The organism is Longimicrobiaceae bacterium, from assembly GCA_036375715.1.
Lineage (GTDB): Bacteria > Gemmatimonadota > Gemmatimonadetes > Longimicrobiales > Longimicrobiaceae > DASVBS01.
The window spans coordinates 216,771-235,651 of record DASVBS010000060.1; the positions used below are offsets into that span (position 1 = coordinate 216,771).

At 67.1% G+C, this 18,881-nt stretch carries 19 protein-coding genes; 8 read left to right on the plus strand and 11 right to left on the minus strand.

The genetic code is table 11. The features are described from left to right. Positions 1-56 precede the first annotated feature (56 nt). The 5 genes from VF167_12195 to VF167_12215 all read right to left on the minus strand — a co-directional run bounded on the left by VF167_12195 (position 57) and on the right by VF167_12215 (position 3,668). Positions 57-296, minus strand: coding sequence for a hypothetical protein (locus VF167_12195; GenBank protein ID HEX6926172.1), 240 nt, complete (start codon positions 294-296; stop codon positions 57-59). A 49-nt stretch (positions 297-345) separates the two neighbouring features. Beyond that, on the minus strand, positions 346-1,206 hold the full coding sequence (locus tag VF167_12200) for a hypothetical protein (GenBank protein ID HEX6926173.1): 861 nt from the start codon (positions 1,204-1,206) through the stop codon (positions 346-348). Further along, entirely contained in the window at positions 1,199-2,380 is a 1,182-nt protein-coding gene (locus VF167_12205) for a hypothetical protein (protein ID HEX6926174.1), read from the minus strand. Before VF167_12205 ends, VF167_12200 begins: the two co-directional genes overlap by 8 nt. Next, on the minus strand, positions 2,370-2,999 hold the full coding sequence (locus tag VF167_12210; GenBank protein ID HEX6926175.1) for a hypothetical protein: 630 nt from the start codon (positions 2,997-2,999) through the stop codon (positions 2,370-2,372). The genes VF167_12205 and VF167_12210 overlap by 11 nt, the downstream gene beginning before the upstream one ends. A gap of 66 nt (positions 3,000-3,065) precedes the next feature. After that, positions 3,066-3,668, minus strand: a complete 603-nt coding sequence (locus VF167_12215; GenBank protein HEX6926176.1) for a sigma-70 family RNA polymerase sigma factor — start codon at positions 3,666-3,668, stop codon at positions 3,066-3,068. Positions 3,669-3,817: 149 nt separating this feature from the next. Here VF167_12215 and ubiE point away from each other — a divergent pair, with 149 nt between their 5' ends. From ubiE to VF167_12250, 7 genes are all read left to right on the plus strand, one after another. Then, positions 3,818-4,552 carry a bifunctional demethylmenaquinone methyltransferase/2-methoxy-6-polyprenyl-1,4-benzoquinol methylase UbiE gene (gene ubiE, locus VF167_12220; GenBank protein ID HEX6926177.1) on the plus strand — a complete coding sequence of 245 codons (735 nt, stop codon included), beginning with the start codon at positions 3,818-3,820 and terminating at the stop codon, positions 4,550-4,552. Further along, a complete protein-coding gene (locus tag VF167_12225) occupies positions 4,552-4,818 on the plus strand; it encodes a hypothetical protein (protein HEX6926178.1) in 267 nt (88 codons plus the stop codon). Before ubiE ends, VF167_12225 begins: the two co-directional genes overlap by 1 nt. 38 nt (positions 4,819-4,856) lie before the next feature. Further along, on the plus strand, positions 4,857-6,347 hold the full coding sequence (locus tag VF167_12230; protein ID HEX6926179.1) for a menaquinone biosynthesis decarboxylase: 1,491 nt from the start codon (positions 4,857-4,859) through the stop codon (positions 6,345-6,347). A 202-nt stretch (positions 6,348-6,549) separates the two neighbouring features. Next, a complete protein-coding gene (locus VF167_12235) occupies positions 6,550-7,455 on the plus strand; it encodes a UbiA-like polyprenyltransferase (protein ID HEX6926180.1) in 906 nt (301 codons plus the stop codon). Next, on the plus strand, positions 7,452-8,060 hold the full coding sequence (locus VF167_12240; protein HEX6926181.1) for a flavin prenyltransferase UbiX: 609 nt from the start codon (positions 7,452-7,454) through the stop codon (positions 8,058-8,060). The genes VF167_12235 and VF167_12240 overlap by 4 nt, the downstream gene beginning before the upstream one ends. After that, positions 8,057-8,539 (plus strand): metallophosphoesterase family protein, encoded by a 483-nt coding sequence (locus VF167_12245; GenBank protein HEX6926182.1) that lies wholly within the window; start codon positions 8,057-8,059, stop codon positions 8,537-8,539. Before VF167_12240 ends, VF167_12245 begins: the two co-directional genes overlap by 4 nt. Positions 8,540-8,541: 2 nt before the next feature. Continuing rightward, positions 8,542-10,086 (plus strand): M28 family peptidase, encoded by a 1,545-nt coding sequence (locus VF167_12250; protein ID HEX6926183.1) that lies wholly within the window; start codon positions 8,542-8,544, stop codon positions 10,084-10,086. Between the two features lie 27 nt (positions 10,087-10,113). Here the strand turns inward: VF167_12250 and VF167_12255 are convergent, their stop codons facing one another. From VF167_12255 to VF167_12280, 6 genes are all read right to left on the minus strand, one after another. After that, positions 10,114-11,136: a metallophosphoesterase gene (locus tag VF167_12255; protein HEX6926184.1), complete on the minus strand. Its 1,023-nt coding sequence runs from the start codon at positions 11,134-11,136 to the stop codon at positions 10,114-10,116. Positions 11,137-11,165: 29 nt separating this feature from the next. After that, positions 11,166-12,338 (minus strand): GIY-YIG nuclease family protein, encoded by a 1,173-nt coding sequence (locus VF167_12260; GenBank protein HEX6926185.1) that lies wholly within the window; start codon positions 12,336-12,338, stop codon positions 11,166-11,168. An 85-nt stretch (positions 12,339-12,423) separates the two neighbouring features. Then, positions 12,424-13,236 (minus strand): bifunctional DNA-formamidopyrimidine glycosylase/DNA-(apurinic or apyrimidinic site) lyase, encoded by an 813-nt coding sequence (mutM, locus tag VF167_12265; protein ID HEX6926186.1) that lies wholly within the window; start codon positions 13,234-13,236, stop codon positions 12,424-12,426. A gap of 15 nt (positions 13,237-13,251) precedes the next feature. Next, positions 13,252-14,550 (minus strand): phosphoribosylamine--glycine ligase, encoded by a 1,299-nt coding sequence (gene purD / locus VF167_12270; GenBank protein HEX6926187.1) that lies wholly within the window; start codon positions 14,548-14,550, stop codon positions 13,252-13,254. Beyond that, entirely contained in the window at positions 14,547-15,722 is a 1,176-nt protein-coding gene (locus VF167_12275; protein HEX6926188.1) for a cystathionine gamma-synthase, read from the minus strand. The genes purD and VF167_12275 overlap by 4 nt, the downstream gene beginning before the upstream one ends. Positions 15,723-15,846: 124 nt before the next feature. Continuing rightward, complete coding sequence (locus VF167_12280) at positions 15,847-17,289, minus strand: AMP-binding protein (protein ID HEX6926189.1); 1,443 nt, start codon at positions 17,287-17,289, stop codon at positions 15,847-15,849. Positions 17,290-17,501: 212 nt separating this feature from the next. On the opposite strand from VF167_12280, the gene glmM reads away from it, so the two are divergent. Continuing rightward, entirely contained in the window at positions 17,502-18,872 is a 1,371-nt protein-coding gene (glmM, locus tag VF167_12285) for a phosphoglucosamine mutase (GenBank protein HEX6926190.1), read from the plus strand. Positions 18,873-18,881: the final 9 nt, after the last annotated feature.

Consider the following 18,881-nt stretch of genomic DNA (forward strand, 5'->3'; position numbering starts at 1 on the left):
CGGATAACCGACAACGGATAACGGATAACGAATAACGTACAACGGCTAACCCCCTCTCACTCCCCATCCAACCACTTCTGGTCCGACGCGCTGAGCCGGTGGTGGTGGCACCGGGAGCGGCCGACCAGCTTCAGCACGAGCCAGCCGACCACCAGGAGTGGGAGCACCTTGAACAGGAGGAAGGCAATACCCCCGAAGACCAGCGAGAAGACGAAGCCCAGCACCGTGAAGATCATCCACAGCGCGACGACCCCGACAAGGCCGATGGCCAGCAAGGTCAGAATTGCAGTCAGCATCGTTTGATCCTTCGTTGCACCGTTTGCCGGCGGACAGTCCCCACCGGGATCAGTCGATCCACTCGATTTCCACTGCGCCGAACGCCGCCTCCACGTCGACCGTCAGCTGATGGGAGGCGCTATTCCAATTGTCGCTGAAGTAGGCATCGTCGCGACGCTGGAACCCTTCCGCGTCGAAGCTGGTCAGGAACGAGCTGCGATCGATCCGCACCCCGAGGCTTCGCGGGAAGCGCAGCACCACCTCGCCCATACCCATCTGCACATGTGCCGTCGCGTTGCGGTTCCAGGCACCGCTGAAGTCCAGCGTCGTGGAGCCCACGCCTCCCTGAAATACGAGCTCCTCGGCGCGGAGGTTTCCGAGCCCCACCACGTTCAGCTCCGCCGCGCCGGCCTTCAGCTCCACCCGCCTCGCTGCGATGGGATTGGGCGTGCCGATGCGCAGGGTGGTCTCACTGGCACCCGTTTCGAGCTGGAGATTCTGGATGCGCAGTCCGCCCAGATCCATCTCCGCCGAACCCGCACCGAAATGTAGCCCGAGATCCAGGGGCACCCGATCGGTCAGCTCGATCTCTGCTTTCGATTTCTCGTGGTCCGGACCTCCGCGACGATGAAAGCGCGAGCCGAGCTCCAGCACGCGCCGGGCAGTATCGAATTCCGCCACGGGGGAGACCCGCTCCGCGTCGTAGCGCATCTCCATGCGATAGAGTAGATCCTGATCCTGCAGCGGCCGGACCTCCAGAGTGCCAGCACCGTACTCCACTTCCACCGTCAGGGGCTCTTCGTCCCAGAGCTGACGCGACGAGGTGAGCGTCCGCATCGTCTGCCCGTGCAGGGCGGCCGCGTGCGTGGCGGCAGTGAAAGCGATCGCGGCCGCCACCAGCAGGCGGCCGCGCCGACGCATGTCAGACATCCGAACCCCGTGGCGTGGTGTCGTCCTCGAAGAGCGGATCCGGCTCGAGCGGCGCATCCGTCGGCGCGGGTTGGATGAAGCCGCGTTGCGTACCGAACCGGGAGAGAATCACGGCGCCGAAACCGATCGTGGTCGCGATCCAGATTGCCACCCAGGTCACCAGCTTGAGCAGCACTCCGATGAAGTTGAGGAAGCCGGTCATCGAGATCAGGTCCGCGGCCAGCAGGGGCGCCAGCAGCATCCCCAACCCGGTGAAGAGATAGGCGTACGAGTTCCGGTACCGTAGGTCGTAGACGTCACGCCGCTGCTCGGCGGTGCGCTCCCCCAGGGCGTGTGCGGCCGCCAGCAACCCGAAAGCCGCCGCCGCCGCAATGGCGAGCGGATACAGTGGCACCGCCACCAGGAGGAAAGGAATGCCGATGATCGAAACGGCCAGCGCCACCACCAGCACCACGAAGGCCGGGACGACCAGGAAGAGTGCCGCCAGTCCGACTCCTCCGGCCCGCACGGTCGACGTCCGGATCGTGTCGCTCACCGTCTCCAGGTAACGCTGCCCGTAGAAGATCAGCAGCGATCCCACACCGGCGAGCACCAGGCCGAAAGCAAGGGTGCTCAGGATCCCCGCAAAGCCGTGCCGGATCGAGCGGAACAAGCCGAAGTCGTGATCCCGCTCGAAGTGCCGTCCTTCGTGATCAGCAATCTCGAAGTTCCTGCCTCGCGGCCCGGGGATCGCGAGAGCCTCTTCGAGCCCCTCGATATCGCCGCTCACCACCCTCATCTCACCGCGCACCCGGCCGCCGTTCTGCACGATCTCCCCGCCGGTAACCACGGCGTTGCCGAGCACCGATCCGGTGCTCTCCAGCACCAGGTCGCCGCCGACCACGACCGCGTCACCCCTGATCTCTCCCTCGACGTGCAGGTCGCCACCGACCACCACCAGGTCATCGACCGACTCGCCGGGCGCGACCGTGTGATCGCCGGTGATCACGGCGCTCGGACGCCGCTCCTCCCCGAGCGGGGCGGGTGCCGCCTGCTGCTGCGGGACCATTGCAGCGGAAGACGGGGCCGGCGGTGCCGGGGCCTGGCTCTCCTGGGCGGAGGCGGCGCGCGTCAGGCCAGGACAGGCGAGAAGCGCGGCCAGCAGGATGACCGTCCTCAGGCGTTCAGTTCGCATAAGTCACGTTTCCGGTCGGCGTGCGGACCAGCCGAACGAGCGACCACGCGGAGAGCGGGATCGCGACGGCCAGGATGATGAGCGCGACGATCAATGCGATGGCGGGGACACTCAGCACCATCTGGTAGACTCCCTGGAGCCATCCCGGGACCCCGACCTGCGTTCCCCAAGTCGCCAGGGTGGCGCCGATGTCCAGGATGAACGAGCGGATCTGGGTCCAGGTCCAGCCAGCCACCGCGCCCGCGGTGAGCACAGGACTGTTGGCCACCCAGATCGCAACCCCCAACAACGGCAGCATCGGGGCGAGCAACGCCGTAATCAGCAGCGTCCACCCGCGACGGGATTCCGGCCGCCAGTGCCTCACCCAGGCGAAGACGGGGCTGGCCCGCGGTGAGACCCGGACTCTTGCCATGACCTCGTCGGCGAACCCGGGCGAAGGCGCAAAACGCGGGAGCGCCGCAAGCGCTTCGATGAGCGCCTTCGACGCTTCCAGCTTGCTGGCGCAGAGCGAGCACGTCGCCAGGTGCGCCTCGGCTTTGACCAGTTCCTCCCCGGTCAGGAAGCCGTCGGCGAGCTGCTCGATCGCCGCGTCGGTCAGGTGTGCCACGGTGTTAGGCACGGATCCTCTCCCGGGCATGAGGTGCTACGTTCATGTGCAACCCTACGAAAAGCTTACGCATCGGTTTCAGGTGTTGATTCGCAAATGCGCAAGCGTCTCCCTCAGCTCCCCGCGCGCCCGGTGGATGTAGGTCTTCACCGTGCCGAGGGGGATCCCCATGATTTCGGCAATTTCCTCGTACGGGCGCCCTTCTACGTGGCGCAGGAGGATGGCCGTTCGGTACTCGGGCCGCAGCTCCCCGATGGCGCGCTCGATCTCCTGCCCGAGCTCCTTCGCCTCGAGAAACTCTTCCGGGTTTTCGTCACGCGACTCCACCGTGATCCGCGTCGCGTCGATCTCGTCCTGCGTCGAGGCGTTGCGGGAGCCGTCTAGCGAGACGGTCTCGAGATCTTTCTTGCGGATCGCGTCGATCGTCAGGTTGCTCGCGATCTTGAAGATCCAGCTCGAGAACTTGTACTTCGGGTTGAAGCTGCCAATGTGGTTGAAGACCTTGACGAACGTCTCCTGCGCCAGGTCTTCGGCCCTCTCCCGATCGCGCACCATCCGATAGATGAGCGAGAACACCGGCCGCTGGTAACGGTCGAGCAGCTCCCGATACGCCTTCTCACTCCCGGAGGCAGCGAGGGCGACGAGGTCGTGGTCGGTGGCCTGGATGAGTGCCAAATTCAACGATCGCATTCTCGGTCGCGAGTCGTCCCACCGTACGGAGCTCCATTGCGGGAGGTTTCAGCGACCGATGAAGAGCGGCTCGGCTTGCCCCGCCCGGCGCGGGCGGGTAGCTTGCCAGCTCATTTTACCGTACCGACTTGTCCATCGCGATGTCGAACCCAGATCGAGCTTCCGTGCTCCCCCCGGCGGAAGAAAAGGCGGACCACGTTCGCCGTATGTTCTCGTCCATCGCGCCGCGGTACGACCTGCTGAATCACCTGCTCTCGCTCAACGTCGACAAGCTCTGGCGCCGCCGCGCGGTGGATGAGTTGCAGTGGGAGCGGGCCCCGAAGGGAATCTATCTCGACAACTGCGCAGGAACACTGGATCTGGCGTGCGAGCTTGCGCGCCGGCCCGGGTTCGCCGGTCGCGTGATCGGCAGCGACTTCACGTTTGCCATGTTGCAGCTCGGGGGGCACAAGATCGAGCGGCTGCCCGTGCAGCGCGTGTGCGCCGACGCACTCTCCCTTCCGTACCCCGATGCTACCTTCGACGGTGCCACAGTGGGCTTCGGGGTGCGCAACCTGGCCGACCTGGATGCCGGTCTGGCCGAAATGGCGCGGGTGCTCAAGCCCGGTGGACGTCTGGTGATCCTCGAGTTCACCACCCCGTCGTGGCAGCCCTTCCGCGCTCTCTACTTTCTGTATTTCCGCCGCATCCTCCCCGCCGTGGGGTCGCTGATATCCAGGCACGATTCGGCCTATTCGTACCTGCCCGAATCGGTGCTGAACTTCCCCGAGCCGCCGCGTCTCGCCGAGATGATGGCGGACGCCGGCTTCGAGTCGGTCGGGTACCGCCGGCTCAGCGGGGGGATCGCGGCGCTGCACTGGGGGAATCGAGCCTGATGGATGCGCTGTTCCGGTTTGTCTCGACGCTGCTGCTGTTTTCCTTCGTCTTCTGCTGTGCCGCTTCCGGCTTCCTCCAGGTGCGCGCCTGGGGCCGACACACGCTGCCGGGCGTGACGGTTTCGCTGCGGGCGCTGCGAGAGCCGGAGCGCTTCTTCGATCCGATCGGGCTGCGCCAGATGCTCCTGGCCAGACGAATGCTCACGCTCGGCGGCGTGGCCTACGTGACGTACGGGATCCTGATCGTCGTCGGGAACTTCATCTAACCTCGAGGGCCATCTCTGTGGGGAGTGGCCTGGACGGAATGAAGATCTTTCAGAATCTGCGCGAGTTCATCGAGCACCTGGACCGGAGCGGCGAGCTCGTCCGCATCAAGCGTCCGGTCTCTGTGGACCTGGAGATGGCGGAGATCGCCGACCGGACCATGAAGCTCCCGGGGGGTGGACCGGCGCTGCTTTTTGAGAGGCCAGTGCTGCAGGACGGCAGCGAGAGCTCGATCCCCGTGGCCATCAACACCTTTGGATCGTGGGGCCGGATCTCGGCAGCGCTCGGGGTTGAGGATCTCTCCGAGCACGCGGAGCGGATTCGGACCCTCATGAAGCCCGAGGTTCCCAAGGGCCTCTGGGGGAAGGTGCAGATGCTCCCACGCCTGCTGGAGCTCGCCAAGGTCCCTCCTCGACGCTATCGCGGCTCGCCCCCCTGCCAGGAAGTGGTGCTGCGCGAGGGCGAATTCGACCTCACCCGGCTCCTGCCGGTGCTGCGCACCTGGCCGCAGGATGGCGGCCCCTTCATCACCATGCCGATGGTAATGACCCGGGACCCGGAGACCGGCGCGCAGAACATCGGTATGTACCGCATGCAGGTCTTCGGACCGACCACCACCGGCATGCACTGGCAGCAGCACAAGGGTGGTGCGGCACACTACCGCGCCTGGAAGAAGCGGGGAGAGAAGCGGATGCCGGTGGTAGTGGCGCTGGGGGGCGATCCGGCGACGATGTATACCCCCACGGCCCCGCTTCCGCCGGGGATCAGCGAGTTCCTCTTCGGCGGCTTCCTGCGGCGAGAGCCGGTCGCCACCGCCCGGGCGCTCACCGCCGACCTCGACATTCCTGCAGAGGCGGAGATCGTGCTCGAGGGATATGTCGACACGACGGAGCCGCTGGCGATCGAGGGGCCGTTCGGCGATCACACCGGCTTCTATACCCTGGAGGAGCCGTACCCGACCTTCCACGTGACCACCGTCACGATGCGCAGGGAGCCGATCTATCCGGCTACCCTGGTCGGGCGTCCGCCGGTCGAAGACGTCTATCTGGGGGGTGCGACCGAGCGCATCTTCCTGCCGCTGGCGCAGCTCACCATGCCCGAGATCGTGGACTATCACATGCCGCCGGAGGGCGTCTTCCACAACCTCGTGCTGGTCAGCATCCGCAAGGAGTACCCGGGGCACGCCTACAAGGTGATGAATGGCCTCTGGGGGATGGGGCTGATGTCGCTGGCGAAGGTGATCGTCGTCGTGGACGAGGGGATCGACGTGCAGAACGTCACCGAGGCGTGGTGGTACGCCCTGGGGAACATCGACCCGGCGCGGGACGTGTACTTCACCCGCGGTCCGGTCGACGACCTCGATCACGCCTCCCAATTCCCCTCCTTCGGGAGCAAGATGGGCATCGACGGCACCCGCAAGTGGCCGGAGGAAGGCTTCACCCGCCGCTGGCCCGACCTGATCGAGATGGACCCGGCGGTGAAGGAGAGGGTGGCGGGATACTGGGGGGAGCTGGGGATCGAGAGGCGGTAGCAATTACGAATTACGAATTACGACGTTGTGTACAGCTCGCGGTATCAATTGCTTCCCGAATTCGTGGAACAGAGCTGGCTCGCCAGGGTCACCTCGGAAGCACGAGCTTGAAGTTCCTAGCTCGTAATTCGTAATTCATAATTCGTAATTCGCAGTTCGCTGCGCCGGGCACGGCTTGAGAAGAACGCACGAAGGTTGAGGAATGCGCCAGAATATAGTTGAAGGCCAGACTCTACGCGGCGCGGGGCGCCTCGTAGACTACTCCAACCTGGTGAAGTTGCCGCACACCGTGTTCGCGCTGCCGTTTGCGGTGGTGGGGGCTATTCTGGCCAGCTATCGCTTTCCGGTGAACCTGGCGGACCTCGGGTGGATTCTGCTGGCCTTCACCTCGGCGCGCTTCGCGGCGATGGGGTTCAACCGGATCGTGGACCGGCGGGTAGACGCGCTGAACCCGCGCACGCGGCTTCGCGAGATTCCCGCCGGGCGTCTCAGTGTGCGTCAGGCGTCGGCGGCGGTGGCTGTCGCGAGCGTGCTCTTCCTGCTGAGCGCGGGGATGCTCAATCGGCTCTGCCTGCTACTTGCACCTTTCGCCCTGGCCTGGGTCTTCTTCTACTCCTATACCAAGCGATTCACTCGCTGGGCGCACCTGGTACTCGGCTTTGCGCTGGCGATTGCGCCGGTGGGAGCGTACCTGGCCATTGCAGGTGGGTGGGGCGACGCCGTACCGGGGCTCCTCACGCTCGCCGGGGCGGTGCTCTGCTGGGTTGCCGGCTTCGACATCCTCTATTCGCTGCAGGATGAGGCTTTCGATCGGGAGCACGGCCTGAAGTCGGTTCCTGCCGCCTTCGGTGCTCGCAATGCAATCCGCATTTCGCGGTTCCTCCACTTCCTCTGCTTCGCCTTGTTCGTCGCCACAGGACTGCTTTTCGCGGAGCTCGGAGTGCTGTATGCCCTCGGGTTGGCGATCTGCGGCGCGATGCTCGTTTACGAGCAGAGCCTGGTCGCCCCCGATGACCTCTCGCGTATCGACGCCGCCTTCTTCAACGTGAACGGAGTGATCTCGGTGGTCCTCGCCGTGCTCGTTCTGGTGGAGCGTCTGCTGGCGTGAGCGCTTCGTCATCCGCCCCGGTCCACCTCGCTGTTACGGGCGCTTCCGGGGCGCCCTATGCTGTGCGCCTGCTGCGCGCGCTCAATGAGCTCCAGGTGCCGGTGCGGCTGATGGTCTCCAACTACGGCTGGCGCCTGCTCGAGGAGGAGGCGGGAATCGCGGATGTCGCGGCGCTGCAAGCGGCCACGGGAGACTGGAGCCGGGTCGAGCTGTACGAGTCCTCGAACCGCGGAGCCACGCCCGCCTCAGGGAGCGCCCCCTCCCGCGGCATGGTGATCTGCCCCTGTTCGATGGGCACACTGGGGTCCATTGCCGCCGGAACGAGCCGTGACCTCGTGGAACGCGCGGCCGACGTCACCCTGAAGGAGCGGCGTCCGCTCATCCTGGTGCCGCGCGAGACCCCTCTCTCACTGATCCACCTGGAGAACATGACGCGCCTGGCGCGGGCAGGAGCGACCATCCTCCCGGCGGCCCCGGGGTTCTACAATCACCCCACCTCCATCGACGACCTGGTAGGCTTCGTCGTCGCCCGGATCCTTGACCATCTCGGGATCGAGCACAGGTTGACGCGGCGGTGGTCGCAGGGCGAGGAGGCGAAGCCGTGAAGATCGGCGTCATCTCCGACACGCACGGAATGTTGCGACCGGAGGTGTTCGAGCTCTTCAGCGGTGCCGATCACATTCTGCACGGCGGTGACGTCGGCCCGCCCGACCTTCTCACGGAGCTGGAGGCGATCGCTCCGGTGACCGCGGTCTGGGGCAATACGGATGGCTTCGGGCTGCGTGCACGCGTTCCGGAAGTAGCCAGGGTCAGCCTCGGGGGAGTGGAGGTGGTGGTGATCCATGGTCACCAGTTCGGTTCCCCGAACCCGACGCGCGTTGCGCGTGCCTACCCGGATGCCGGGCTGGTCGTTTTCGGGCACACCCACGAGGCAGTGATCGAGCGGGTCGGCTCCACCCTGGCAATCAACCCGGGTAGTGCCGGCCCGCGCCGCTTCCGGCAGCCGGTGACCGTCGCGATCGCGACAGTCGGAGAGGCGGGGGCGGACGCCGAACTCGTGTTGCTGCAGGCGGAGAGGCGATGACGATGGTGCCGTTCGCTGGCTCCGGTGGGCTCCGGGCGATCGCCGGTATGGCACTCCTCGCGGGCGCGGCACTGCTTCCGGCGCGGCTCGGTGCACAGCAGGGGGTGGCGGCAGATCCGATCCTGGCGGCAATCGACAGCGTGGCGATGGAGGACTCGCGCGTCGAGGAGCTGGCGCAGGCACTAACCGATTCGATCGGTCCGCGGCTCACGGGAACCCCGGGGATGCAGGCCGCGAACGAGTGGGTGGCGGAGCGCTACCGCGAGTGGGGCATCGGCGTGCGGATCGAGCCATACGGGACCTGGCCGGGGTGGCGCCGCGGCGTGACGCACGTAGACCTGCTGGAGCCTCGCGTGAAGACCCTGCGGGCCATGCTTCACCCGTGGAGCGCTCCGACGAACGGTCCACGCACTGCCAAGGTCGTGCAGTTTCCCGAGGTGGCCCGCAAAGCGGAGCTGGAAGCGTGGCTGGCGGGTGTCCGTGGGCGTGCCGTACTGCTGGACGCGGCACCGGTCACCTGCCGTCCGGCGGAAAGCTGGGAGCGCTGGGGCGGAGAGGAGGCCAGCGCCCGCGTCGAGGATGCTGCGGCGGAGGCGGAGGCCCGCTGGGAGGCTCGGCTTGCCTCCGCCGGAGTCGATTTGCCTCGACTGATCTCCATGCTCGCGGAGGCCGGTGCCACGGCTGTGCTGACCACCGACTGGACGGGGGGTTGGGGCGCCACGCGGCTGCACGGGATGGGGAGCGACCTCATCCCCATGATCAACCTGTCGTGCGAGGACTACGGCCTCCTCTTCCGCCTGGCGGAACGCGGTCAGGGCCCCGTCATTCGGATCGAAGCCGAGGCCGAGTTCCTGGGGCCGGTCCAGGTCGCCAACACCATCGCGACGATTCCGGGGACCGAGCTTCCCGACGAGTACGTGATCCTGTCGGCGCACCTCGACTCGTGGGACGGCGCCTCGGGTGCGACCGACAACGGCACAGGCACGGTGGTGATGATGGAAGCGATGCGGATCCTGAAGGAGGTCTATCCGCATCCCCGCCGGACCATCATTGCCGGGCACTGGAGCGGGGAAGAGCAGGGGATCCATGGCTCCGCGGCGTTTGCCGCGGATCACCCCGAGATCGTGGCGGGCATTCAGGTGGCGCTCAACCAGGACAACGGGACCGGCCCGATCGAGCGGATCTTCATGGAGGGGTTTGCGGAGGTCGCGCCGGTCTTCGAGCAGTGGCTCGCGCAGATGCCGGGTGACCTGGCGGAGGGGATCGAGCTGATCTCGCCGGGAACGCCGAGCGGCGGGACGAGTGATCACTCTTCGTTCATCTGCCGAGGCGCACCTGCCTTCTTCCTCCGTTCCGGCGACTGGGACTACGGGACGTACACCTGGCACACCGAGCTGGACACCTTCGACAAGATCGCGCTGGACGAGGTGCGTCGGAACGCACGCTTCGTCGCCATGCTCGCCTACCTGGCGTCGGAGCATCCGGAGAAGCTGTCGCGCGCCCGCGCCGTCGAGGAGTGGCCGGAGTGCAGGGTGCCGCAGCGGTAGGCGCGCCCTTGGAGCCGGCGAAGCGACTCAGTTGCTCGTCGTGTCTTCCAGGGAGGATTCGTACTGCTCCAGAAGGGTATCGACGGCTGCATCGCGGGCATCCTCGCCCGCGGTTTCCGCTTCGACGCTGCGGAGGGTGACGATGGCCACTTCCGGCGGCGCTCCGAAGCGGACGGGGATGAAGCCGTACCCTGTCCCGCAGGTCACGAACATGACCATCTGGCCGATCCGGTAGAGCCGTTCCGCTCCTTCCACCACAGCCGAGGGAATCGCCTCTGAGTTGAGCCAGCTCAGGCGAGGCGTTCCGGGCACCTCTACGTCGCCGCAGAACACCCCGCCCGCCAGCACGGCGGGAACCCTGTCATTATCGGCCCGCGCACCCAGCACCGGGTTGTGTGAGATCAGGAAGCCCACGCGCGTCCCCGATCCCAGCTGACCGAGAACATAGGCCTGTTCGCCGACCGATTCACCCAGGAGCTCCGCATCAACCCCCACGACGGCGGCGGAATCGCCGCCGTGCTCCAGGATCGCAGTCTCGTTGCGGAGCACCCGCACTCCGGCCTCGGACAGCGTGGCGGCGATCCGCGCCGCCAGGCTGTCGCTGCGCACGTCGCGATCCCCCAGCACCGCGAAGGTGGACACGCCGGATAGTGGGCGGAGCAGCTCGCGCAGCGCGGTCGGATCGGTGCCGTTCCCCAGGTAGTCGCCCAGCAGGACTACCACGTCGGGTTGCTCCGCGACGGCTCTGCGGATGGCGGCCGCCGCCACTTCCCGGTTTCCGCTCCAGAGGTCGAGCTGCAGGTCGGAGATCGCGGCGATCCGCATTCCGTCCCATCCGGGCGGAATGCCGAGCACGTGCAGCTCGACCGGGGTCACGCGGAGGTTCTCCACAGGCGTGGCCCCGTAGATCGATTCGGGAGGAAGCGTGTCCCAGGGATAGACCGGCAGACCGGCGCCACCCTCCGCCGTTTCTTCAGCCGGCTCGGCCTCCGAGCCGCACCCGCCGAGGACCAGAGCAGTGATCGCCAGGAGAAGGTGCAATCGATTCATCACGGGCGCGCGGTCACGCGTAAGGATCCTTATGGGAGAGTGAGCGCCGGGGTGGGAGCAACGCACATGCCACCCTCCGCTGCTCGGGAACGGGCGGACAGTCCCTTGATGGCACGCCGGCGCGCGGGCGGCGTAGGCCCGTCTAGAGGCGCGGTGCGGCTCAGTTCCTCCGGCCTGGTGCGGAACCAGTGCGCCAGCAGCAGGATCTCCTCCACCTTGCGGGTGGAGACCATGGTGCCGCGGGGCTCGGGCGCCTCCAGAATTTCCCGGGCGATCCGGTCTGCCCGTTGGCGCTCCTTCCGGCTGCGGGGATAGGGCATCTCCGCGCGGACGGTTCCGCGACGAACGAGGTACAGCCGGTCGTCTCCGTTCACGCCGGGCAGGACGTAGCGAAAGGTGAGGTTCTCGAGTGCTTCCCGCAGCCGTCCGAATTCTTCGCGGAGCATCTCCAGCCGCATGAGACGGTCGCGCAGGGCAGCGGCATGCTCGAAGTCCCACCGCTCGACCGCGGCCCGCATTCGCTCCTCGATGCGCCGGATGGGCTCGTTGCCGATCCCGTCGAGGAACGCCCTGGCGAGCTCCACCAGGCGCGCATACTCCGCTCGCGTGCAACCGCCCGCGCACGGGCCGGCGCAGAGCGACAGCTCGAAGCGATGACATCGCGGGGTCCGCTCGATCGGAAAGAGCTCGCCCTGATCGGCGTAGTGGATGGGCACCGATTGGGCACAGTCCCGCAGGCCGAGCGCGTCGTTCAGCTCGCGCACCCCGTCGGCGATGCGACGGCCGCCGCGAAAAGGTCCGAAGTAAGTCGCGGCATCGTCCGCGACCTGGCGAACGACGAAGAGGCGCGGCGCCCCGTCGCTCGTCAGCTTGAGGAAGCTGTAGAGCGCATCGCGCCGGTAGCGAACGTTGTAGCGCGGCCGGTAGCGCTTGATCAACCGTAGCTCGCGGAGGAGCGCGGCGAACTCGTTCGGCTCGTAGTCGAACTCGACCCGGCTGGCCTCGCGCACCAGGCGGTAGGCCTTCTCACCCTCTCGGGCGCGGAAGTAGGAGAGCAGCCTAGTCCGAATGGCTTTCGACTTTCCTACGTAGAGGACCTCACCGTCCTCTCCGATCATCCGGTACGTTCCGGGGAGGTTCCGAGCGGACTGGCGTACCTGCTCGCGCAGGGTGGCGGAAGGGGGGACGACGACTGCTGACACTCTCGCTCCCTGGTGAAGAAAAACCGAACCCGGCGAAGATAGACGTGCCGTCGAAGGGGCGAAAGTCTGCAGATGGAAGCCCGCGCTAGCGCTGGCAGGTGGGACAGAAGAAGGTGGAGCGACCGCCCTGGACGATGCGTCGAATCGGCGTACCACAGTTGAAGCAGGGCTCGCCCTCCCGGTCGTACACCTTCAGCCGACGAGCGAACGCCCCCTGCTCTCCGTTGGCGTCGCGATAGTCGAGGATGGTGGTTCCGCGAAAATCGATCGCCTCCTGAAGCACTTCCCGGATCCCCGCGTGCAGGCGGCGCGCCCGGGGGCGGGTGAGCGTGCGCGCCTTCTTTCTGGGATCGATGCCGGCACGAAACAGCGCCTCGCTGGCGTAGATGTTTCCCACGCCGACAACGCGCTTCTGGTCCATCAACCAGGTCTTGATGGCGGTGTTCGACTTTCGTGTCAGCTCGTAGAGCAGCTCGGGAGTGAAGTCGGGGCCCAGCGGCTCGATACCGAGCTTCTTCTCTCGCTTCTCCCACTCGTCGGCGGGTACCAGCTCCAGCCGGCCGAAGCGGCGCACATCGCGATAGAGCATGCGTCGGCCACGGTCCAGGTCGAAGCGAACGCCGAGGTAGTCGGGGAGGGGCGCGTCGGCGGGAACAGCCAGAAGATTCCCCGTCATCCCCAAGTTGACGATAAGCCGGTCGTCGCCCAGGTCCACAACGATGTTCTTCGCCCGGCGCGAGACGGATTTGATCTTCCGGCCTCGCAGCGCGGCCTCGAATTCCCGAGCGTCTCCGCGCACCAGGTCCGGACGGAACACCTCGACGCGCCGGATGGTCGCACCGCGCACCAGCCGCTGCAGGTCCCGGACGATGGTCTCGACTTCGGGTAGCTCGGGCAACGTTCCTCAACTCTTTCAGAAGAAAGAGCCGGTTCGCTCGATCTCCCGCCAGGCGATATCCCGGCGGAAGAAGCTCCGGTCGATGCGGATCCGCTCCGCGCCCCACCGGCTACGGGCAGCGGCCTCGCGTACCGTAGGCGCCAGAGCGGTCACCGCCAGGATGCGCCCGCCCGTCGTGACCAGCTTCCCGTCGTGCTGCGCCGTGCCGGCGTGGAGAACGAGCAGGTCACCGGCTTCGGTGACTTCCGGGGGGATGACCACCTCCATCCCTTTCGGGTAGGAGCCGGGGTAACCATCCGCCGCCACGACGGTGGTCACCGCGGCGCCCGCGCGCCAGCGGAGACCATCGCGCTCCCAGCCGGTGAGCCCCTCTCCGCTCGCGATCGCCAGCATCGGCTCGAGCAGCGAGCTCTCCAGCAACGGCAGGACGACCTGGGTCTCCGGGTCGCCGAAGCGACAGTTGAACTCCACCACGCGTGGCCCGTCGTCCGTGAGCATGAGGCCGGCGTAGAGAAGCCCGCGGAAGGGCCGTCCCTCCTCGGCCATGGCCGCCACCGTCGGGCGCAGGATCTCCCGCGCGATACGCTCGAGCAACTCCGGCGTCGCGATGGAGACGGGCGCATAGGCTCCCATGCCCCCCGTGTTCGGGCCGGTATCCCCCTCGCCTGCACGCTTGTGGTCCTGGGCGGGGAGCATCGGTAGCACGCGCTCGCCGTCGGAGAGGGCGAAGACGGAAAGCTCCTCTCCCCGCATGAACTCCTCGATCACTACCGTGCGTCCGGCTTCTCCCAGGACTGCTTCCGCGAGCAGCGACCGCACCGCCGAGACGGCTTGCTCCGTCGTCTCGCACACGATGGCTCCTTTGCCTGCGGCGAGGCCCGAAGCCTTCACGACCAGCGGTCCACCGCGAGAGCGAACATACTGCTCGGCCGCCGCCGCGTCGTCGAAGGTCGCGAACGCGGCGGTCGGGATCCCGTGGTGCTGCAACAGGCGCTTGGTGAAGGCCTTGGAGCTCTCGATCTCGGCTGCGGCGGCGGTGGGTCCGAAGGCGGGGATGTCGCGCTCGCCGAAGCGATCCACCATTCCCGCGGCGAGCGGAGCCTCCGGCCCGACCACGGCGAGGTCGATCCGATGCTCCGCCGCCCATTCGGGCAGCACCTCGAGCTCCGTGGGATCGATGGGGATCGACTCGGCGATGCCCGTCGTGCCGCCATTGCCCCGGGTGATGAAGAACTCCGCCTCGGGGGCGTCGCGCCGCAGCTTCCACAGCAGGGCGTGCTCGCGCCCGCCATTTCCGACGATCAGGATCCTCACGCTTGTGCCACCTTGCTGAACGCCTGCTCCAGGTCTTCGATCAGGTCTTCCACTGCCTCCACGCCGCAGGAGAGGCGCACCAGACCGTCAGTGACTCCCATCCTCTGCCGCCGATCGACGGGCACGGAGGCATGGGTCATCAGCGACGGCAGCCCGATCAGGCTCTCCACTCCGCCCAACGACTCCGCCAGGGCAAAGATCCGCACGTTCTCCACCAGGGCCTTTGCGCGCTCCAACGAACCCATCTCGATCGAGATCATCCCAGTGAATCCGTCCATCTGACGGCGGGCGAGCTCGTGCTGGGGGTGCGATGGAAGACCGGGGTAGTGCACGGCCTCGACCTCACCGCGACCCTCCAGCCACTCGGCGACGCGCTGCCCGTTTTCGTTGTGGGCGCGCATGCGCAGATGCAGGGTCTTGGTGCCGCGGAGGACCAGCCAGCAATCCCACGGCCCCGGCACCGCACCGGCTGCGTTCTGCAGGAAGCGCAAACGCTCGTGCAGGTCGTCGTCGTTCACGACCACGAGACCGCCCACCACGTCGGAATGGCCGTTGAGGTATTTGGTGGTGGAGTGAACGACGATGTCGGCGCCTAGCTCCAAGGGTCGCTGGTTGTAGGGCGAAGCGAAGGTATTGTCCACGCTGAGCCAGGCACCCGCCTCGTGCGCGATCTGCGCGGCCGCGCCGATGTCGGTGAGGCGCATCATCGGGTTGGTGGGGGTCTCGATGTGCACCAGCCTGGTATTCGGGCGTATGGCGTCGCGGATCTGGTCCAGGTCGTCGGAGTCGACGAAGGTGAACTGCAGACCCATCCGCTCCAGCACCTGTCGGAAGAGCCGGTACGTCCCTCCGTAGACACCCTCTCCGGAGACCACGTGGTCTCCAGCGGAGAGGAGCTTCGCCATGGTGTCGATGGCCGCCAGCCCCGACCCGAACGCAATCCCGTATTTGCCCGACTCCAGCGAGGCGACGTTGGCCTCCAGCGCTTCCCGCGTGGGGTTCTGCGTGCGGGCGTATTCGTAGCCGAGGTGCCGACCCACCTCGGGCTGCACATAGGTCGAGGTCTGGTAGACCGGCGTCATGATGGCGCCCGTCGTCGGGTCGGGACGCTGTCCCGCATGGATTGCGCGGGTATCGAATCTGAGCCTGTCGTCGCGGTCGGACATCATCATCGAAGTTGAGGGATCGTGCGGGCGGGAAGATACCCGAGGTCATCGGCCCGTCGCCACCCCCGGAGGCCGGTATCCGGCGCCACCCTGCTCCCCAAAGGCAGCGGCGCGGCTTCCAGGCGCGGCTTCATTGGATGAGGATTCTCGCCGGCTGCTTGTACGCCGCCAGCTGGCTGCGGCAGATCTCACGCACATCGTCCTCCGTGAGGCTCGCACCCGGTGCCACGTCCACCTGCAGGACGATTTCGTTCTCCCGCACCGGGTCGGGCTGCGCGTAGACGGTGGCTCGTGCGACCCGCTCGTCCCCCTCGATCACCCGTTCCAGCTCGCGCGGGTAGACGTTGAAGCCGGAACGGGTGAACATGGCCTTGAGCAGACCGACGAAGCGGATGAAGCCGTCGGCCTCCTGCCGACCGAGGTCGCCGGTGCGCAGCCAGCCTCCCCGCGACGGTGGATGCTTCCGCGAGGAACCGTCGAGATAGCCCGCGAACACGTTCTCGCCACGCACGCAGATCTCTCCGACTTCGCCGGGTGGCAGGGGCTCGCCATGCGGGTCCAGGACGGCAACCTCCACCCCGGGAACCGGCCGGCCGAGGGTTCCCGGCCGGTTGGGCGGGTCCGGGGAATTGAAGAGGCAAACCGGACTCGCTTCGGTGAGACCGTAACCCTGGCGGAGCGGGATGCCGAGCTTCTCCTCCCAGCGGGTCTGCACTCCAGGGTGGATAGGCGCACCTCCGGACAGGGTGATGCGGAGGGTGTGTGACGGGGTCGGGCTCCGTTCCAGCACGGACAGAATCCCCAGATACATGGCCGGTACGCCGGCCAATACCGTGACGCCCGTCTGCTGCATCAGCTCCAGCGTCCTCACCGGGTGAAAGCGTTCGACCGGGACGATCGCGGCGCCCGCGGCAAGCGCGGCGTTCAGACTCACCGTCAGGCCGAAGGCGTGCACCTGCGGGATGGCAGCGAGCAATCGGTCCTCCTCGGAGAGGCGCATCATCTCCACCGTCGAGCGGAGGTTGGCGAGGAGGTTCCGGTGGCTGAGCACCGCGCCGCGGGCGCGCCCTTCTTCCGCCGCGGTGAAGAGGATCGCGGCGGGCGCGTCACCATCCAGGGGCTGCACCGGCAGCATGTCGGCGGCCGGTAGCGGCAGGACACGCTCCTCGTGGTCTGTCACGGAGCGCACGGCGTCCGGCAGCGAGTCGATGATCAGGACTTGGGCATCCGGCGGAAGGAGGTGTCGCAGGGTCTCGGTGGTAAAGGCCGCGCTCACACCCGCGTCGGCGAATTGCTCCGCGACCTCGCGCGGCGAGTTCACCGGGTTGGTCATGACCGCGGTTCCCCCGGCGCCCAGCACTCCGTACAGGACGCTGGCGAATCGCGGCACGTTGGGCAGCAGCAGGGATATGCGCGTGCCTTCGAGCTGCAGGGCGACGAGAAGCCGGGCGATGCCGGCGGCTTCTGCCGCGAGCTGGCGATAGGAGAGGGTGAGCTCCGGCATCAGGATCGCTGGGCGGTGCGGATCTCTCGCCGCGCGGTCGAAGAGGACGTCGGTGAGGGCTGCGGGCATGGTTGCCGATCGGGTAGTGCTTGGGTCGTGGAAGTGCTTCTCCGAGTCCGCGTGCACAAGGTCTCATCGGGCGGGACCGCGAAGACCGGGCCGTACTCACACGTGGTTTCCGCACTTCGCTTGACTCGCCCCGACCCGGATCTACATTCGGACCGCGCAGCGCGGCGCCCCCCGTCGCGCCAGCAGATCATTGTGAACGTCAAGGACGGGTGATGGATACATCGAAGCTGATGGTGAGCGTCTCCGGAGTGCGCGGCCGCGTCGGCGAGGGGCTGACGCCGGAGGTCATCTCCCATTTTGCCGCGGCTTTCGGCGCGTATGCCGCCGCAAACGGCCCCGGGCGCACGATTGTGCTCGGACGCGATTCGCGCGTGTCGGGACCGATGTTCGCCCGCGCGGCCACGGCCGCCCTGCAATCCGTCGGCTGCGATGTGGTGGACGTCGGCATTGCCCCGACGCCAAGCATTCAGCTGATGGTGGAGGAGTTGGGGGCGGCCGGTGGCCTCGCGGTCACGGCGAGTCACAACCCGATCGAATGGAACGCGCTGAAGTTCATCGGCCCGTCGGGCATGTTCCTCGATGCGGAACAGGGCGCGCAGATGCGCTCGCTGCTGGACGGGGAAATTCCACGGGCAGGTTGGGATGCGCTCGGGGAATACCGGCAGGATGACAGCGCGGTGGAGCGGCATCTGCGCAAGATCCTGGCGATCCCCTTCCTGGACGTGGTGAGGATCAGGTCCCGCCGCTTCAAGGTTGCCCTCGACTGCGTGCGGGGCGCGGGTGGCGCCATCCTGACCCGTCTGCTCGACGAGCTTGGCTGCGAAGTCGAGGCGATCAACCTCGAGCCGGACGGCCGCTTCCCGCGCGAGCCGGAGCCGATCGCGGCCAACCTGGGAGAGCTGGAAGCGCTGGTGCGCAGCAGCGGAGCGGTGGTGGGGCTGGCGACCGATCCGGACGTAGACCGCCTGTCCCTGGTCGACGAGAAGGGTCGCGCCATCGGAGAGGACTACACGCTGGCACTGGCTACGCGGCTGGTCCTGCGGCACCGACCCGGGACGGTGGTGACGAACCTCTCTACCAGTCGCCTGCTGGACGACGTGGCGGAGGCCGCGGGGGCTCGCTTGATCCGGGCGCCGGTCGGGGAGATCAACGTCGCGCGACGCATGGAGGCGGAGCGCGCCACGGTGGGCGGAGAAGGGAATGGCGGCGTCATACTTCCCGACGTTCACCTCACCCGGGATGCGCCAGTGGCTGCGGCCCTGATCATGCAGATTCTCGCCGAAGAAGATCGCCCACTGAGCGAGATCGCCGCCGAGATCGGACACTACGAGATCGTCAAGGAGAAGCTGCCGCGTCCCGACGGTTCGCTGGAGGACGCGTACACCGCCCTGACCGTGGGACTGGCCGCTCCCGAGGCCGACCGCCAGGATGGTCTGCGGCTCTCCTGGCCCGCGCAGCGCCGCTGGGCGCACCTGCGGCCCTCCGGCACCGAGCCGATCGTCCGCATCATTGCCGAGGCACCTACCCGAGAAGAGGCTGAGGCGCTGGTGGAATCACTGCGCGCCGCCCTGCCCGCTTCCTGAATCACCCGA

What these genes read in the sequence shown, in the direction of transcription:
- VF167_12255 (HEX6926184.1), bottom strand. Translation starts at nt 11,136, where the DNA reads ATGAATCGATTGCACCTTCTCCTGGCGATCACTGCTCTGGTCCTCGGC.
- VF167_12205 (HEX6926174.1), bottom strand. Translation starts at nt 2,380, where the DNA reads ATGCGAACTGAACGCCTGAGGACGGTCATCCTGCTGGCCGCGCTTCTC.
- VF167_12235 (HEX6926180.1), top strand. Translation starts at nt 6,550, where the DNA reads ATGCGCCAGAATATAGTTGAAGGCCAGACTCTACGCGGCGCGGGGCGC.
- VF167_12230 (HEX6926179.1), top strand. Translation starts at nt 4,857, where the DNA reads ATGAAGATCTTTCAGAATCTGCGCGAGTTCATCGAGCACCTGGACCGG.
- VF167_12250 (HEX6926183.1), top strand. Translation starts at nt 8,542, where the DNA reads ATGGTGCCGTTCGCTGGCTCCGGTGGGCTCCGGGCGATCGCCGGTATG.
- VF167_12195 (HEX6926172.1), bottom strand. Translation starts at nt 296, where the DNA reads ATGCTGACTGCAATTCTGACCTTGCTGGCCATCGGCCTTGTCGGGGTC.
- VF167_12280 (HEX6926189.1), bottom strand. Translation starts at nt 17,289, where the DNA reads ATGCCCGCAGCCCTCACCGACGTCCTCTTCGACCGCGCGGCGAGAGAT.
- ubiE (HEX6926177.1), top strand. Translation starts at nt 3,818, where the DNA reads ATGTCGAACCCAGATCGAGCTTCCGTGCTCCCCCCGGCGGAAGAAAAG.
- VF167_12225 (HEX6926178.1), top strand. Translation starts at nt 4,552, where the DNA reads ATGGATGCGCTGTTCCGGTTTGTCTCGACGCTGCTGCTGTTTTCCTTC.
- glmM (HEX6926190.1), top strand. Translation starts at nt 17,502, where the DNA reads ATGGATACATCGAAGCTGATGGTGAGCGTCTCCGGAGTGCGCGGCCGC.
- VF167_12275 (HEX6926188.1), bottom strand. Translation starts at nt 15,722, where the DNA reads ATGATGATGTCCGACCGCGACGACAGGCTCAGATTCGATACCCGCGCA.
- VF167_12200 (HEX6926173.1), bottom strand. Translation starts at nt 1,206, where the DNA reads ATGTCTGACATGCGTCGGCGCGGCCGCCTGCTGGTGGCGGCCGCGATC.